The sequence below is a fragment of the Salipiger bermudensis genome (assembly GCF_019801965.1).
GTDB classification, from domain to species: domain Bacteria; phylum Pseudomonadota; class Alphaproteobacteria; order Rhodobacterales; family Rhodobacteraceae; genus Salipiger; species Salipiger bermudensis_A.
Map to the genome: position 1 here is coordinate 739,014 of NZ_JAHVIA010000001.1, position 13,520 is coordinate 752,533.

Annotated in this window: 15 protein-coding genes; 6 read left to right on the forward strand and 9 right to left on the reverse strand. The window is 66.8% G+C overall.

What is annotated here, in order from left to right; all coding sequences use genetic code 11:
- Nucleotides 1-122 precede the first annotated feature (122 nt).
- The gene (gene sfsA, locus KUV62_RS03590; RefSeq protein ID WP_222602293.1) at nucleotides 123-830 is read right to left on the reverse strand and encodes a DNA/RNA nuclease SfsA; all 708 of its coding nucleotides are present in this window, start codon (nucleotides 828-830) and stop codon (nucleotides 123-125) included.
- Nucleotides 831-878: 48 nt separating this feature from the next.
- On the opposite strand from sfsA, the gene KUV62_RS03595 reads away from it, so the two are divergent.
- From KUV62_RS03595 to KUV62_RS03610, 4 genes are read left to right on the forward strand one after another with little or no spacing between them, the layout of a single operon-like run.
- Nucleotides 879-1,601 (forward strand): competence/damage-inducible protein A, encoded by a 723-nt coding sequence (locus KUV62_RS03595; protein ID WP_222602294.1) that lies wholly within the window; start codon nucleotides 879-881, stop codon nucleotides 1,599-1,601.
- Nucleotides 1,598-2,326 carry a GNAT family N-acetyltransferase gene (locus KUV62_RS03600; protein WP_222602295.1) on the forward strand — a complete coding sequence of 243 codons (729 nt, stop codon included), beginning with the start codon at nucleotides 1,598-1,600 and terminating at the stop codon, nucleotides 2,324-2,326. The genes KUV62_RS03595 and KUV62_RS03600 overlap by 4 nt, the downstream gene beginning before the upstream one ends.
- A gap of 3 nt (nucleotides 2,327-2,329) precedes the next feature.
- Nucleotides 2,330-2,899 (forward strand): peroxidase-related enzyme, encoded by a 570-nt coding sequence (locus KUV62_RS03605; RefSeq protein WP_222602296.1) that lies wholly within the window; start codon nucleotides 2,330-2,332, stop codon nucleotides 2,897-2,899.
- Complete coding sequence (locus KUV62_RS03610) at nucleotides 2,871-3,806, forward strand: OmpA family protein (RefSeq protein WP_222602297.1); 936 nt, start codon at nucleotides 2,871-2,873, stop codon at nucleotides 3,804-3,806. The genes KUV62_RS03605 and KUV62_RS03610 overlap by 29 nt, the downstream gene beginning before the upstream one ends.
- A gap of 94 nt (nucleotides 3,807-3,900) precedes the next feature.
- On the opposite strand, the gene KUV62_RS03615 is transcribed toward KUV62_RS03610, so the two are convergent.
- Nucleotides 3,901-4,800: a LysR family transcriptional regulator gene (locus KUV62_RS03615; RefSeq protein ID WP_222602298.1), complete on the reverse strand. Its 900-nt coding sequence runs from the start codon at nucleotides 4,798-4,800 to the stop codon at nucleotides 3,901-3,903.
- A 157-nt stretch (nucleotides 4,801-4,957) separates the two neighbouring features.
- Here KUV62_RS03615 and KUV62_RS03620 point away from each other — a divergent pair, with 157 nt between their 5' ends.
- Nucleotides 4,958-5,608 carry a TetR/AcrR family transcriptional regulator gene (locus KUV62_RS03620; RefSeq protein WP_222602299.1) on the forward strand — a complete coding sequence of 217 codons (651 nt, stop codon included), beginning with the start codon at nucleotides 4,958-4,960 and terminating at the stop codon, nucleotides 5,606-5,608.
- On the opposite strand, the gene KUV62_RS03625 is transcribed toward KUV62_RS03620, so the two are convergent.
- The 7 genes from KUV62_RS03625 to glpD form a co-directional block, all read right to left on the reverse strand.
- Complete coding sequence (locus tag KUV62_RS03625) at nucleotides 5,605-5,958, reverse strand: YigZ family protein (RefSeq protein ID WP_222602300.1); 354 nt, start codon at nucleotides 5,956-5,958, stop codon at nucleotides 5,605-5,607. The two genes, KUV62_RS03620 and KUV62_RS03625, sit on opposite strands and share 4 nt — an antisense overlap.
- A gap of 49 nt (nucleotides 5,959-6,007) precedes the next feature.
- Nucleotides 6,008-6,484, reverse strand: a complete 477-nt coding sequence (locus KUV62_RS03630; RefSeq protein WP_222602301.1) for a cupin domain-containing protein — start codon at nucleotides 6,482-6,484, stop codon at nucleotides 6,008-6,010.
- Between the two features lie 52 nt (nucleotides 6,485-6,536).
- The gene (locus KUV62_RS03635; RefSeq protein ID WP_222602302.1) at nucleotides 6,537-7,304 is read right to left on the reverse strand and encodes an ion transporter; all 768 of its coding nucleotides are present in this window, start codon (nucleotides 7,302-7,304) and stop codon (nucleotides 6,537-6,539) included.
- A gap of 216 nt (nucleotides 7,305-7,520) precedes the next feature.
- Nucleotides 7,521-8,426, reverse strand: a complete 906-nt coding sequence (locus KUV62_RS03640) for a LysR family transcriptional regulator (protein ID WP_222602303.1) — start codon at nucleotides 8,424-8,426, stop codon at nucleotides 7,521-7,523.
- Between the two features lie 201 nt (nucleotides 8,427-8,627).
- Nucleotides 8,628-9,188 (reverse strand): type 1 glutamine amidotransferase domain-containing protein, encoded by a 561-nt coding sequence (locus KUV62_RS03645; RefSeq protein WP_222602304.1) that lies wholly within the window; start codon nucleotides 9,186-9,188, stop codon nucleotides 8,628-8,630.
- A 102-nt stretch (nucleotides 9,189-9,290) separates the two neighbouring features.
- Entirely contained in the window at nucleotides 9,291-10,775 is a 1,485-nt protein-coding gene (gene glpK, locus KUV62_RS03650) for a glycerol kinase GlpK (RefSeq protein ID WP_222602305.1), read from the reverse strand.
- Between the two features lie 109 nt (nucleotides 10,776-10,884).
- Nucleotides 10,885-12,477 (reverse strand): glycerol-3-phosphate dehydrogenase, encoded by a 1,593-nt coding sequence (gene glpD, locus KUV62_RS03655; RefSeq protein WP_222602306.1) that lies wholly within the window; start codon nucleotides 12,475-12,477, stop codon nucleotides 10,885-10,887.
- 275 nt (nucleotides 12,478-12,752) lie between these two features.
- On the opposite strand from glpD, the gene KUV62_RS03660 reads away from it, so the two are divergent.
- On the forward strand, nucleotides 12,753-13,520 hold the full coding sequence (locus KUV62_RS03660; RefSeq protein ID WP_222602307.1) for a DeoR/GlpR family DNA-binding transcription regulator: 768 nt from the start codon (nucleotides 12,753-12,755) through the stop codon (nucleotides 13,518-13,520).

The following is a 13,520-nucleotide window of genomic DNA, read 5'->3' on the forward strand; positions in this document are numbered from 1 at the left end:
GTATTTTTGACGAAGAGAAGACAGGGGTGCAGGTGGTGGGTGCCGTCACCGCTGGCCCTGCGCTGCGGTGCTGTCTCTGAGACGACGGGCTGCCTGTGACAGGTTGGGCGCGGGCGTTTCCGTCAGGCGGCGCGGAAGGGGAGCGGCCTGCCGAGCGTGACGCCCTCCTGGGTGATGGCGCAGTCGAAGGCCAGCACCTCGACACCGCGGGCGGTGGCCTCGGAGAAGGCTGCCGAATAGGTCGGGTCGAGATCGGCGGCGAGGGTGACCTCGCTGCAATCGGTGCGCTGCACGAGGTAGAGCATCACCGCGCGGTGACCGGCCTCGGCCATGGCGGCGAGCTCGGCGAGGTGCTTGGCGCCGCGGGCGGTGACGCTGTCGGGGAACTCGGCGAGGCCGGGCTGGCGCGACAGCGTGACGGACTTGACCTCGACATAGGTGTCGGGGCGGCCCTCGGCGGTCAGCAGGAAATCGATACGGCTGTTCGCGCCGTATTTCACCTCCGGGCGCACGCTGTCGTAGCCCTCGAGCCCGGCCACCCTGCCTTCGGTGAGGGCGGCGCGCAGCATGCGGTTCGGCACGCCGGTGTCGACACCGGTGAAGGCGCCGTTCTCGTGCTCGACCAGCCGCCAGGCGTATTTCAGCTTGCGCTTCGGGTCGTCATTGGGCTCGAGCCAGATCGTCAGCCCCTCGTCCTTCAGCCCCAACATGCTGCCCGGATTGGCGACGTGGGCGGTGATCTCGCGCCCGTCCTCGAGCCGTGCATCGGCGAGGAAGCGTTTGTAGCGGCGCAGCAAAACGGCGCGGACGAGAGGGGTTTGAAAGCGCATGGCGCGGGCCTATACCATTGCGTGAGGCGCGCCAAGAAGGACAGTTCGATGACCAATCCCACCGCAGCGATGATCGTGATCGGGGACGAGATCCTCTCGGGCCGCACCCGCGACAGCAACATGAACCACCTCGCCCGCGAGCTCACCAAGGTGGGCATCACGCTGCGCGAGGCGCGCGTGGTCTCCGACGACCGCGACGCCATCATCGACGCCATCAATGCGCTGCGGGCGCAGGTCGACCACGTTTTCACCTCGGGTGGCATCGGGCCGACCCATGACGACATCACCGCCGATTGCATCGCCGCCGCCTTCGGCGTCTCGATCGACATCCGCGAGGATGCCTACGCGCTCCTGGCCGCGCATTACGAGCGCCAGGGCTCTGAATTCAACGCCGCGCGGCAGCGCATGGCGCGGATCCCCGAGGGCGCGGTGCTGATCGAGAACCCGGTGTCGATCGCGCCGGGCTTCGCGATGGAGAACGTCCATGTGATGGCCGGGGTGCCGGCGGTGTTCGAGGCGATGGTGGCCAGCGTGCTGCCCAAGCTCACCGGCGGCGCGCCGCTCTTGTCGCAGAACCTGCGCATCGAGCGCGGCGAGGGCGAGATCGCCGGGCCGCTCTCGGAGCTGGCATCGGAATTCACCGACCTCTCGATCGGCTCCTACCCGTTCCAGAAGAACGGCATCTACGGCGCCAACATCGTCATCCGCGGCGCCGACGGGGCCCGTGTCGATGCCGCGATGACCAGGCTCTGCGAGATGTTCCCGGCATGAGCGCGCCCGGCCTGACCCGGCTCTACGACGCGATCGACGGCACCTGGCCCGCCGCGAACGTGATCGAGGCCGGGCCCTGGCGCCTGCGCGACGGCGGCGGCGGCGGCAAGCGGGTCTCCTGTGCCACCGCGACGGGCGCCTGGGATCCTGACGATCTCGCCGCCGCCGAGCAGGCGATGCGGCTGATGGGGCAGGACGCGCTGTTCATGATCCGCGCCGGCGAGGATGCGCTCGACGCCGCGCTCGCGGCCGAGGGCTACGCGGTGATCGACCCGGTCACCCTCTGGCTGGCGCCGGTGGCCAGCCTCACCGATATCGAGATTCCGCGGGTCAAGGCCTTCGCGATCTGGGAGCCGCTGGCCATCATGCACGAGATCTGGGCCGAGGGTGGCATCGGCCCGGCGCGCTACCGGGTGATGGAGCGTGCGCAGGGCCCGAAGGCGGCGATCCTCGGACGCACCGAGGACAAGCCCGCCGGCGCCGGGTTCTGCGCCATCCATGACCGTATCGCCATGGTGCATGCGCTGGAGATCCGCGCCGCCCATCGCGGCAAGGGGCTCGGCAAGTGGATGATGCGCCGCGCCGCTGCTTGGGCGCAGGAGAACGGGGCGGAATGGATCGCCGCGCTCTGCGTGAAGGAGAACGCGCCGGCCAACGGTCTCTACGCTTCCCTCGGCTTCGAGCCCGTGGGAGAGTATCACTATCGCATCAAGCCAGAGACCTGACACATGACCAAGGACCTGCCCACCGCCCTCAACCTGCCGATGGTGGAGCCGCTGCCGCCGGAGACGCAGAAATACTTCGACATCTGCGACGAGAAGCTGGGCATGGTGCCAAATGTGCTCAAGGCCCACGCCTTCGACATCGCCAAGCTCAACACCTTCACCGCCATGTACAACGAGCTGATGCTGGCCGACTCAGGGCTGAGCAAGCTCGAGCGCGAGATGATCGCGGTGGTGGTCTCGTCGATCAACAAGTGCTTCTACTGCCTGACCGCCCATGGCGCCGCCGTGCGCCAGCTCTCGGGCGACCCGAAGCTCGGCGAGATGCTGGTGATGAATTGGCGCGTGGCCGACCTGCCCTATCGCCAGCGCGCTATGTTGAGCTTCGCTGAGAAGATGACCAAGGCCAGCGCCGAGATCGCCGAGTATGACCGCGAGGCGCTGCGCGACGCCGGCTTCTCCGAGCGCGACATCTGGGACATCGCCAACGTGGCGGGGTTCTTCAACATGACCAACCGGGTGGCCTCGGCGACCGACATGCGGCCGAATGACGAGTATCACGCGCAGGCTCGCTGAAGCGGCGCTGCTGGCGACGCTGTGTTCGCCGGCGGCGGCGCTCGAACTGGCGCTGCCCGGCGGCGCGCGGCTGATGGCCGAGCGGGTCTCGGACCCGGGCAGCTACGCGGTGCCCACCGGCCCGTGGCAGGATGAGACCGGCATCCCCGTGGTTCGTTCCGAAGGCCGCATCCTGCGGCAGGCCTGGCGCATCCCCTCGCCCGACCTGACGACGCTGCAGGTTCTGGCGCCGCTGCGCGAGCAGCTTCAGGCCGAGGGCTACGAGATCCTGTTCGACTGCGCCTCGGCGCGCTGCGGCGGCTTCGACTTCCGTTTCGGCACCGAGGTGGTCCCGGCGCCCGAGATGTATGTCGACCTCACCGCCTTCCGCTTCCTCAGCGCCCGCGGCCCGGAGGGCGACCATGTAAGCCTGCTGGTCAGCCGCTCGAACGCGGCGAGCTACGTACAGGTGATCCGCAGCGGCGGAGGCACGGAGACCGCGCCGGCCGCAGCGCCAGAGGAGAGCCCATCCGTTGCCGTGGTGACCACCGGCTCCGGCTCCGGGTTTGAGCTCGAAGCGAACGGCCACATGATCCTGCACGACCTCAGCTTCGAGAGCGGCTCCTCCTCGCTGGGCGAAGGCGCGGTGGCCTCGCTCGACGCGATTGCCGCCTACCTGGCCGAGACCCCGACCCGGCGCGTGCTCTTCGTCGGGCACACCGATGCGACAGGCTCGCTCGAGGCCAACATTGCGGTTTCCCGCAAGCGGGCTGACGCGGCGATGGCCTATGTGCGGGGCAAGGGGGTGTCGGACGGGCAACTCGGCTCGGAAGGCGCGGGCTACCTCGCGCCGGTGGCCAGCAACCTGACCGAGGCGGGCCGTGAGGAGAATCGCCGGGTGGAGGCGATCCTGCTGCCGAACGAGTGAATTTCGGGACTCCGGACAGCGCCAGCGCTGGCCGAAGTCCCCAGGCGATCCCTAAGGGGGTGAGTCGAACCGCCTGTTTGCGGAGGGTCAGATCTCAGCCGTCATGGACGAGGGTCTGACCCAGGAATTCTTCGAAGAGAACCGCGGTTCGGCTCGGCGTTCCCTGGTCGGGATGGCGGGCCGAGATCACCTGCCGGCGGCTCGACAGCCCCGGCATTACCGGCACCAGCCGGCCCTTGTGCAGATCTTCGCGCACCATGTAATCGGGCAGCAGCGCGATTCCGAGCCCCGCCTGGCAGGCGGCGAGCTGAGAGCGCCGGTCCTGGAACAGCAATTGCCGTCCCGAGGTGATCGGCACGTCGCCGCCATCTTCGTCGATCAGCCGCCAGGCGCGCTCGTTGGCGCCGGCATGGCGCAGCAGGCGATGCAGGCTCAGGGTGCTGGGCTCGCGCGGGATGCCCTCCTGGTCGAGATAGTCGCGCGAGGCGACCAGCATCTTGCGGGTGGCGCCGATGATGCGCGCTGCGAGCGGGCGGCTCTCGGCAGGACTCACGGTCAGCGACAGCTCCCAGCCGTCGTTTCCTTCCGCGTCGGGATCATCTTCGCACGATCTGAAATCGAGCCGCACTGTCGACATGCTGTGCAGGAAACCCGAGATGCGCGGCATCACCACGTGGTCGACAATCTCCGGCTCGGCGATGACCCGCAGCGTTTCCCAGTCGGTGCTTGCGCGTTTCATCGCGCGCGCGATCAGGTCGGCCCGCGCCGTCTCGTCGAGGATCTGCCGGGCGCGGTCGTAGTAGACCCGCCCCTCGTCGGTCGGGGTGACCTGGCGCGTCGTGCGTTCGAACAACGACAGGCCAAGGCGCCGTTCGAGCGACGCCACCTGTTTCGACACGGAGCCTTTCGACAATCCGAGTGTTTCCGCAGCGCTGCTGAAGCACCGCTGTTCCATAACCTGGGCGAACGCCCTCATCTCACTGAATCTATCCATCGCGCGTACTCCCTAGCCGCACGTTCGAGCCGCTACGGATATAGGGAGAGAAGTAAACAGCGTCAACATTTTGATGACATTTTTATTTACATTGTTTGCGTTTGTGCTGCCGTCGCGATAGTATGGTTTTGATTTTTCACACGAACAGGCGCTTTTGATGCCGAACGATCAGCATTCTCCCCGACGCGGCCGCCTGACCCAAAAGGACAGGCAGAGCGCAGCCACCAAGGCGCGGCTCATCGAGGCGGCGCGCCGGCTGTTCCGCGAGTATGGCTATCACGGTGTCTCGGTCACCGAGATTGCCCGCGAGGCGGGCGTCACCCATGCCATGATCAACGTGCATTTCCACTCCAAGGCCGGGCTGCTCTACGAGCTGATCCACGAGAACAACGATGCCCAGATCGCCGCGCTCGAGGCCGGGTTGCCAAACGAAGGCACCACGAGCGAGCGGCTGCGCGGGATTCTCGCCCTCTATGCCGAGCACGATCTCGAGGATCCCCAGTTGATGGCGGTGATGCAGGCCTATTATTGGCAATGGCCCCGCGAGACCGAGGATCGCAACCGCGCCCAGTTGGTGCGGGCCCTGACCCCGATCGCCAATATCCTGCGCGACGACCCCGGTCTCGCCACGCTCGACGAGGGTGCGGTCTGGAGCCTGATCGACGCGATCTACGCGATCTACACTTTCGGCCTAAGGCCAGCGGTCTATCGCGACACGCCGCGCGAGGCCTGCGTCGATGCGATCATGGAACGGGTCGACATGCTGCTCGATGGCGCGCGTTTGCAGGCGCAGGCCAGCGCCGTCTAGGCGCGCAGATCCTCGAGATAGATCCGCACCGCTTCCTGCACGTGGCGGAAGCGGTCGCCGCCCAGATGCTTGCCGCCATACCAGCGTGTCACCACCACGAGGTGATCCTGCAACGCCTCGCGCTCGAGCATCCGAAGGATGACCATCCCGGCACCGCTCTCGCCATCGTCGTTCTTGACCGGCCCCTCGGCGGTCAGCAGGCCCCAGGTGTTGTGGGTCGCCTTGGCGAACTTCTTCTTGCGGCAGAGCTCCTTGATCAGCGCCTTGGCCTCCTCCTCGGAGCGGCAGGGCGCGCCGGAGACGGCGTATTTCGAGCCCCGGTCGCTGATGATGTTCTCGATGATCCGCATGCCAGCGGTCTAGCCGCGACCCTGCAGCAAGGCAACCGCCGGCGCGGGATCAGTCGCCGTAGGGCGAGTCTGCCGGCGCGCCGCCGAGCGTGGTGTAGCCGCGTTCGACGATCTTCTGGCTCTCGGGATCGCGACGCAAGCGCAGCACGCGGTCGGCTTCGGGATAGGTCACCACGTCGCGCGCGGCGCGGGTACCGATGACGAGGTAGCGCACCGGCGCGTCGCTGGCGTTCTCGGCAAAATGCCCCTCGGCCACCCCGGCCTTGAAGGTCGCGGCCTCCCCAGGCGACAGGGTGTAGGTCTCGGCGCCCTCATGCACCGTCAGGGTCCCCTCGAGCATGTAGAGCATCTCGTCCTCCTCCGAATGCCAGTGCCGGATCGAGCTGGACGAGCCCGGCGGAAGCGTCTCGAGGAAGGCCCCGAACTGGCTCAGACCGCCGCTGTCGCTGAACAGCACCGCCTCGAAGGGGCCGCAAATGCCAGCGCCGGTCTCACGCTGCGCGGTGGTCTCGGTGAATTTCGGCATCTGGCCCTCCTACCCTGGCTTCGGGTCAGCCTAGCGCAGCCTGAAGCTCTCGTCAGCGGCGCTCGTCGAGCCGCGCCTCGATGGCGGCCAGCCGCTGAATGACCTGCTCCCGGTAATCCTCGGTGGCGGCGACCTCCTCGACCGCGTGGGCCTCCTGCATCGAGTTGACGATCAGGCCGACCACGAGGTTCACTACCGCGAAGGTGGTGATCAGGATGAAGGGAACGAAGAACAGCCAGGCCTCGGGATGGACCTCCATCACCGGGCGCACGATGCCCATCGACCAGCTCTCGAGCGTCATGATCTGGAACAGCGAATAGGCCGAGGCCCCGAGCGTGCCGAACCACTCGGGGAAGGTAGTGGAGTAGAGCTTGGTGGCGATCACCGAGCCGATGTAGAAGATGATCCCCATCAGCAGGAAGACCGAGCCCATGCCCGGCAGCGCCGAGACGAAGCCCTCGACCACCCGGCGCAGGGTCGGCGCCACCGAGACCACGCGCAGCAGTCGCAGGATGCGCAACGCGCGCAGCACCGCGAGCCCCTGCCCCGCCGGCACCAGCGCCACGCCGACGATGACGAAATCGAAGACGTTCCAGCCGGAGCGGAAGAAGGAGAAGCCGCGCGCATAGAGCTTGGCGGCGAGCTCGGCCACGAAGATCGCGAGGCAGAGCGTGTCGAGCGCGACGATCAGCCAGCCGATCTCGGCCATCACGGCAGCGGAGGTCTCGAGCCCGAGGATCACGGCATTGAACAGGATCACGCCCATGATCGCGTAGCGCGTCGAAGGGCGGTCGAGGAACTCGGCAAGCGTCTGGCGCATCTGGTAAAAGGCTCCGGTTTGGCGTCCGTAGCGATCTAGGGATCGCGGTGGCGACAATCCAGTCCCGACGCTGCATTTGCAAACCGGCGCGCGCCCCTGCACGCCCGTGTTCGGCGGGCCTCCGCGCGATGGTGCAGACCGGCAAAGAAACGCCCCGGCGATGGCCGGGGCGAGGCGCCTCAAAACACGCGAGGCGAGGGAAATTCTGGAAGGGCCTTACCAGTCCTGCGGGCCGCGCTCGGCGAAGGCATGGACAAGGAAATCGATGAAGGCGCGCACCTTGGGCTGGGTGAAGCGGCCCGGCGGATAGACCGCGTAGATGCCTTGGGTCTCCACCGGAAGATCCGGGATCGCATCCTCCACCAACCCCTGCTTCATCGCATCGGCATAGAGGTAGGACGGCAGGTAGGCGATGCCGAGCCCGGCGATGCAGGCATTCAGCAGTGACTGGCCATCATTGACCGAGAGCCAGCCGGCGGTGCGCACCTGGCGCTTCTCGCCGGACGGCGCGGTGACCTTCCAGACATTGCCGCTCGACTGGTTCGAGTAATGCAGCAGCTTGTGCTCGTTGAGATCGTCGATCCGCGACGGGCGGCCGAACTTCTCGAAATAGGCCGGCGAGGCGATCATCCGCTTGGTGGTGTCGGTGAGCTTGCGGGCGCGCAGCGTGCTGTCTTCCAGCTCGCCGATGCGCACGGCCATGTCGAAGCCTTCCGAGATCAGCTCCACGTAGCGGTTGTTGAGCACCATGTTGACGGTGATCTCCGGGAACTCGGCGAGGAAATCGCCCAGCACCGGGCTCAGGTGATTGACGCCGAAATCGGTGGCAACCGAAATGCGCAGCAGCCCCGAGGGCGCCGATTGCATCGAGGTGACGAGCGCGTCGGCCTCTCCGGCATCGTTCAACACGCGGCGGGCGCGGTCGTAATAGGCCAGGCCGATCTCGGTCGGCGAGACGCGGCGCGTGGTCCGGTTCAGCAGGCGCGCGCCAAGGCGGGCCTCCAGCGATGACACATGCTTCGAGACCGCCGACTTCGAGATGCCCATCTTCTTGGCGGCGTCGGTGAAACCACCTTGGTCCACCACGGTGGCAAACGCCTCCATTTCGGTCAGACGATCCATAACCAGTCCTCACTCGTTCTTCGTTAAGCCCACGATATGGTCTCGGATTGGGGCGCGATTTAGACACGGGCGGGACAATACCGGGGTTTCATCGCGCTTTGTATTTCGCGCGGAAACCTGTCAACCAAACCGCAGAGGGCCGCGCCCCCTGCGGGGGAGCGCGGCCATCCATTCAAGCACCAGTTTGATGCCGGAACAGGCTCAGGCCGCCTTTTGGTTGTGACGGCCTTCCTCGACCTCCTCGACGATCTTCGACACGAAGTCCTTCAGATCGTTGGGGTTGCGGCTGGTGACGATGCCGCTGTCACAGACCACCGACTCGTCCATCACGCGCGCGCCGGCGTTCTTCAGGTCGGTGCGGATCGACGGGTAGGCAGTCATTTCGCGGCCGGCCACGATGTCGGCCTCGATCAGCACCCACGGGGCGTGACAGACGGCGGCAATCACCTTGCCCTGCTTGGCGAAGGCGCGGACCAGCGCAATCACGCTGTCCTCGACGCGCAGCAGGTCGGGGTTAATCTGGCCGCCGGGGATGACCAGCGCGTCATACTGGTGCGGGTCGGCATCGGCGATCTTGAGATCGGCCTCGGCGTCGCGGCCCCAGTCGGTGCCTTCCCAGCCCTTGATCTTTTCGCCGTCGAGCGTGGCGACATGGACCTCGGCGCCCTTGGCGCGCAGCTGGTCACGGGGAAACTCGAGCTCGGACTGCTCGAAGCCGTTGGTGGCGATGATGAGGATCTTGGAGTTGGTGATGCTGGGCATGTTGGCCTCCTTCCCATTGCGTTTGGAAAGAGAACGCGTCACCCCCGGGCGGGCGTTCCATCGCGGCGATCACCGGAGATCACGCTCGCGTGAACAGCCTACTCAGAATCCCTGCGCCGCCTTCACCGCGCGCTTCCACGCCGCGTATTTGCCGCTGCGCAGATCGCCGTCCATTGCCGGCTCGAACTGCCGCTCCAGCGCCCAGCTCTCGGCGAATTCCTCCATCCCGGGATAGATCCCGGCACGCTGACCGGCGAGCCAGGCCGCGCCCATCGCGGTGGTCTCGAGCACCTGCGGCCGGTCCACCGGCGCGCCGGTGATGTCAGCAAGGAACTGCATGGAATAGTCGCTGGCGCTCATGCCGCCATCGACGCGCAGTGCCGCCTCGTCTGCGCCGCCCCAGTCCGCGTGCATGGCGTCGAGCAGATCGCGGGTCTGATAGCCGACGCTCTCCAGCGCCGCGCGGGCAAACTCGGCCGGGCCGCTGTTGCGGGTCATGCCGAAGACCGCGCCACGGCACTCGGCATTCCAGTAGGGGGCGCCGAGCCCTGTGAAGGCCGGCACCAGCACCAGATCCTGCGAAGGGTCGGCCGCCTCGGCCAGCGGCTGGGTTTCGCTGGCGTGGCGGATGATCTTGAGCCCGTCGCGCAGCCATTGCACCACCGCGCCGGCGATGAAGATCGAGCCCTCGAGCGCGTAAGTGCGCTTGCCGTCGAGCTGGTAGGCGATGGTCGACAGCAGCCGGTTCTGCGAGCGCACCAGCTCTTCGCCGGTGTTGAGCAGTGCGAAGCAGCCGGTGCCGTAGGTGGATTTCAGCATGCCGGGGCGGAAACAGGCCTGCCCGATGGTGGCCGCCTGCTGGTCGCCCGCCACGCCGAGAATCGGGATCTCGGCGCCGAAGAGATCGGCCCGCGCCATACCGAAATCGGCGGCGCAATCCTTGACCTCGGGCAGCATCGACATCGGGATCCCGAGCATCTCGCACATGGTCGAGGACCAGCGCCCCTTGCTGATGTCGTAAAGCATGGTGCGCGCGGCATTGGTGGCGTCGGTGACGTGGGTGTGGCCCGCCGTCATGTTCCAGATCAGCCAGCTGTCGACGGTGCCGAAGGCAAGTTCGCCGGCCTCGGCGCGGGCCCGTGCGCCGTCGACATTGTCGAGGATCCACGCCACCTTGGTCGCCGAGAAATAGGGGTCGAGCAGCAGGCCGGTCTTTTCCGTCGCCACCGCCTCGTGGCCCTCGGCCTTGAGGCTCTTGCAGAAGTCCGAGGTGCGCCGATCCTGCCAGACGATGGCATTGTGGATCGGGCGGCCGGTCTTGCGGTCCCAGACCAGCGTGGTCTCGCGCTGGTTGGTGATGCCGATCCCGGCGATGTCGGCGGCGCGCACGCCGGCCTTCTCCATCACGCCCCGGCAGGTCGCCGCGGTGGTGGTCCAGAGATCCGAGCAATCATGCTCGACCCAACCCGAGGCCGGGTAGTGCTGCGGGAATTCCTCCTGCACCGACGCGGCGATCTTCAGATCCTTGTCGAACAGGATCGCCCGGCTCGAGGTCGTGCCCTGATCGATCGCAAGAATGTAGCCCATGTCTCCCCCTCCGGTCTGCCTGCCGCGGCGCGGCTGCCGCTCAATCTGTTGCGCCCAACGGCGCCGTCCAGCCCCACCGCTCCTCGGCGCGGCCGTCTCGCCGGGCCGCTCAGCCCGCCGCGCGGTTGCGGCGCACCCGCATGTAATCCTCGAGCGCCGCAACCTGCGCGTCGCTGAGATGCAGCCCCAGCTTGCTGCGTCGCCAGAGGATGTCCTCCGCGGTGCGAGCGTATTCGCGATCCATCAGCCAGTCGACCTCAGCGCCGGTCAGGTGTTCGCCGAAATCCGGCCCCAGCGCCTCCGCCTCGCGCGCCTCGCCGAGGATCTTGCGCGCCTCGGTGCCGTAATGCTTGACCAGCCGCCGCGCCCAGCGCTCGTTGAGGAACGGATAGGAGCGCTGCAGGCCCGAGATCAGCGCCGGCACGCCATCGACCGGAAAGTCGCCGCCCGGCAGGGTGACGCCCGCGGTCCACGGGCCGGTGACCGTCCCCGGCAGCGCCTCGCCGATCTTCTCGAGGGCGCTCTCGGCGAGGCGGCGATAGGTGGTGATCTTGCCGCCGAACACGTTGAGCATCGGTGCCCCGCCGGCGCCCTCGACCTTGAGCGTGTAGTCGCGGGTGGCCGCGGTGGCACTGCTGGCGCCGTCGTCGTAGAGCGGGCGCACGCCGGAATAGGTCCAGACCACGTCCTTGGCCGAGATCTCCTGCTTGAAGTAGCGGTTGGCGAAATCGATCAGGTATTGCTGCTCCTCGGGAGTGCATTCGGGGCGCTTGTCGGGATCGTGGTGCTCGGCATCGGTGGTGCCGATCAGGGTGAAATCTTCCTCGTAGGGAATCGCGAAGATGATCCGCCCGTCGGTGCCCTGGAAGAAATAGCACTTGTCGTGATCGTAGAGCTTCCGGGTCACGATATGCGAGCCGCGCACCAGCCGGACGCCCTCCTTGACGTTGAGATGCACCTTGCCGTGGATGATATCGCCAACCCAGGGCCCGCCGGCATTGACCAGCATCCGCGCGTGATGGGTCGTCATGGCCCCGGTTTCGGTATCCTGCACCTGCACCCGCCACAGATCGCCATCGCGCACCGCCGAGAGGACCTTGGTGCGGGTCATGATCTTGGCGCCCTTGGCCTCGGCATCGCGGGCGTTGAGCACCACCAGCCGCGAATCCTGCACCCAGCAGTCGGAATACTCGTAGGCGGTCTCGAAGCGGTCCTCGAGCGGCGCTCCCTCCGGGCTGCCCTTCAGCGACACGGTGCTGGTGCCGGGCAGGATCTTGCGGCCGCCGAGGTGGTCATACATGAACAGCCCCAGACGGATCAGCCAGGCCGGGCGGCGCCCCTTCATCCACGGCATCACCGCGGTCAGCAGCTTCGAAGTGGGCGTTTCGCTCTCGAAGCGCATCGAGGGGTGATAGGGCAGCACGAAGCGCATCGGCCAGCTGATATGCGGCATGGCGCGCAACAGCACCTCGCGCTCGATCAGCGCCTCGCGGACCAGCCGGAACTCGAAATATTCGAGGTAGCGCAGGCCGCCGTGAAACAGCTTGGTCGAGGCGGAGGAGGTCGCGGAGGCGAGATCGTTCATCTCGGCCAGACGCACCGACAGCCCCCGCCCCGCCGCATCACGCGCGATGCCGCAGCCGTTGATGCCGCCGCCGATGATGAAGAGATCCGTCGCCTCATGCGTCTGCTGGTCTGCCATGGCCCTATCCTTGCTGCGCGTGGTTTTCTATCGGTAGCCGAAAGCGCGTCGGTTTCGCAAGCGCGACGCTTTCGCTTTCTTTCGTTTCCGAAACTCAAGCGAAAAACCGCGCCCTTCGGGAAAATTACGTCCCAGGCTCAATAATCGTGCAACTCTGCTTGAATATCCCGGTAACATGGCACCACTTTATCATCGCGCGATGAGCGAAAAGGCGCTATAGCCTTGAGCCACCCCGGCGCCAGCGGCCCGGTTACGAACAAAAACGAAAGCACTGCATGTCCAGTTCCTTCCGCCATCCGGAAATCCTCGAGATCGCGCGCCGTGACGGCAAGGTCAGTGTCGAGCTGCTGGCACAGCACTTCGGCGTCACCCTGCAGACCATCCGCCGGGATCTCGCGGATCTCGCCGAGGCGGGCCAGCTCGACAGGGTGCATGGCGGCGCGGTGCTGCCCTCGGGCACGGTGAATATCGGATACGAGGAGCGGCGCGAGCTCAATCCCGCCGCCAAGACCGCCATCGCGCGGGCCTGCGCCGAGCAGATTCCCGACGACATCTCGCTCTTCCTTAACATCGGCACCAGCACCGAGGCGGTGGCGCGGCAGCTTCTCAATCACCGCAACCTGCTGGTGGTCACCAACAACATGAACGTGGCCAACATCCTCGCCGGCAATCCCGATTGCGAGGTCATCGTCACCGGCGGGCACCTGCGGCGCTCGGATGGCGGCCTGGTCGGCAACCTCGCCGCCGGCACCATCGGGCAGTTCAAGTTCGACCTCGCGGTGATCGGCTGCTCCTCGCTCGACGCCGAGGGCGACCTGCTCGATTTCGACATCCAGGAGGTCGGCGTGAGCCAGGCCATCCTGCGCCAGTCGCGCCGCACCTTCCTCGTGGCCGACGCCTCCAAGCGCACCCGCAGCGCCCCGGCGCGCATCGCCTCGCTGAGCCAGATCGACACGCTGTTCACCGATGCGCCGCTGCCCGGCCCGCTGGCCCAGCGCTGCGCCGACTGGGGCACCGAGATCGTCGTTGTGCCGTCGGCCTGA

Bases quoted from the DNA above. Each gene is read 5' to 3' on its own strand.
- KUV62_RS03630 (WP_222602301.1), bottom strand. From the start codon at position 6,484: ATGCCGAAATTCACCGAGACCACCGCGCAGCGTGAGACCGGCGCTGGC.
- KUV62_RS03635 (WP_222602302.1), bottom strand. From the start codon at position 7,304: ATGCGCCAGACGCTTGCCGAGTTCCTCGACCGCCCTTCGACGCGCTAC.
- KUV62_RS03660 (WP_222602307.1), top strand. From the start codon at position 12,753: ATGTCCAGTTCCTTCCGCCATCCGGAAATCCTCGAGATCGCGCGCCGT.
- KUV62_RS03605 (WP_222602296.1), top strand. From the start codon at position 2,330: ATGACCAAGGACCTGCCCACCGCCCTCAACCTGCCGATGGTGGAGCCG.
- KUV62_RS03615 (WP_222602298.1), bottom strand. From the start codon at position 4,800: ATGGATAGATTCAGTGAGATGAGGGCGTTCGCCCAGGTTATGGAACAG.
- KUV62_RS03600 (WP_222602295.1), top strand. From the start codon at position 1,598: ATGAGCGCGCCCGGCCTGACCCGGCTCTACGACGCGATCGACGGCACC.
- sfsA (WP_222602293.1), bottom strand. From the start codon at position 830: ATGCGCTTTCAAACCCCTCTCGTCCGCGCCGTTTTGCTGCGCCGCTAC.
- KUV62_RS03625 (WP_222602300.1), bottom strand. From the start codon at position 5,958: ATGCGGATCATCGAGAACATCATCAGCGACCGGGGCTCGAAATACGCC.
- KUV62_RS03595 (WP_222602294.1), top strand. From the start codon at position 879: ATGACCAATCCCACCGCAGCGATGATCGTGATCGGGGACGAGATCCTC.
- KUV62_RS03620 (WP_222602299.1), top strand. From the start codon at position 4,958: ATGCCGAACGATCAGCATTCTCCCCGACGCGGCCGCCTGACCCAAAAG.
- glpD (WP_222602306.1), bottom strand. From the start codon at position 12,477: ATGGCAGACCAGCAGACGCATGAGGCGACGGATCTCTTCATCATCGGC.
- KUV62_RS03640 (WP_222602303.1), bottom strand. From the start codon at position 8,426: ATGGATCGTCTGACCGAAATGGAGGCGTTTGCCACCGTGGTGGACCAA.
- KUV62_RS03610 (WP_222602297.1), top strand. From the start codon at position 2,871: ATGACGAGTATCACGCGCAGGCTCGCTGAAGCGGCGCTGCTGGCGACG.
- KUV62_RS03645 (WP_222602304.1), bottom strand. From the start codon at position 9,188: ATGCCCAGCATCACCAACTCCAAGATCCTCATCATCGCCACCAACGGC.
- glpK (WP_222602305.1), bottom strand. From the start codon at position 10,775: ATGGGCTACATTCTTGCGATCGATCAGGGCACGACCTCGAGCCGGGCG.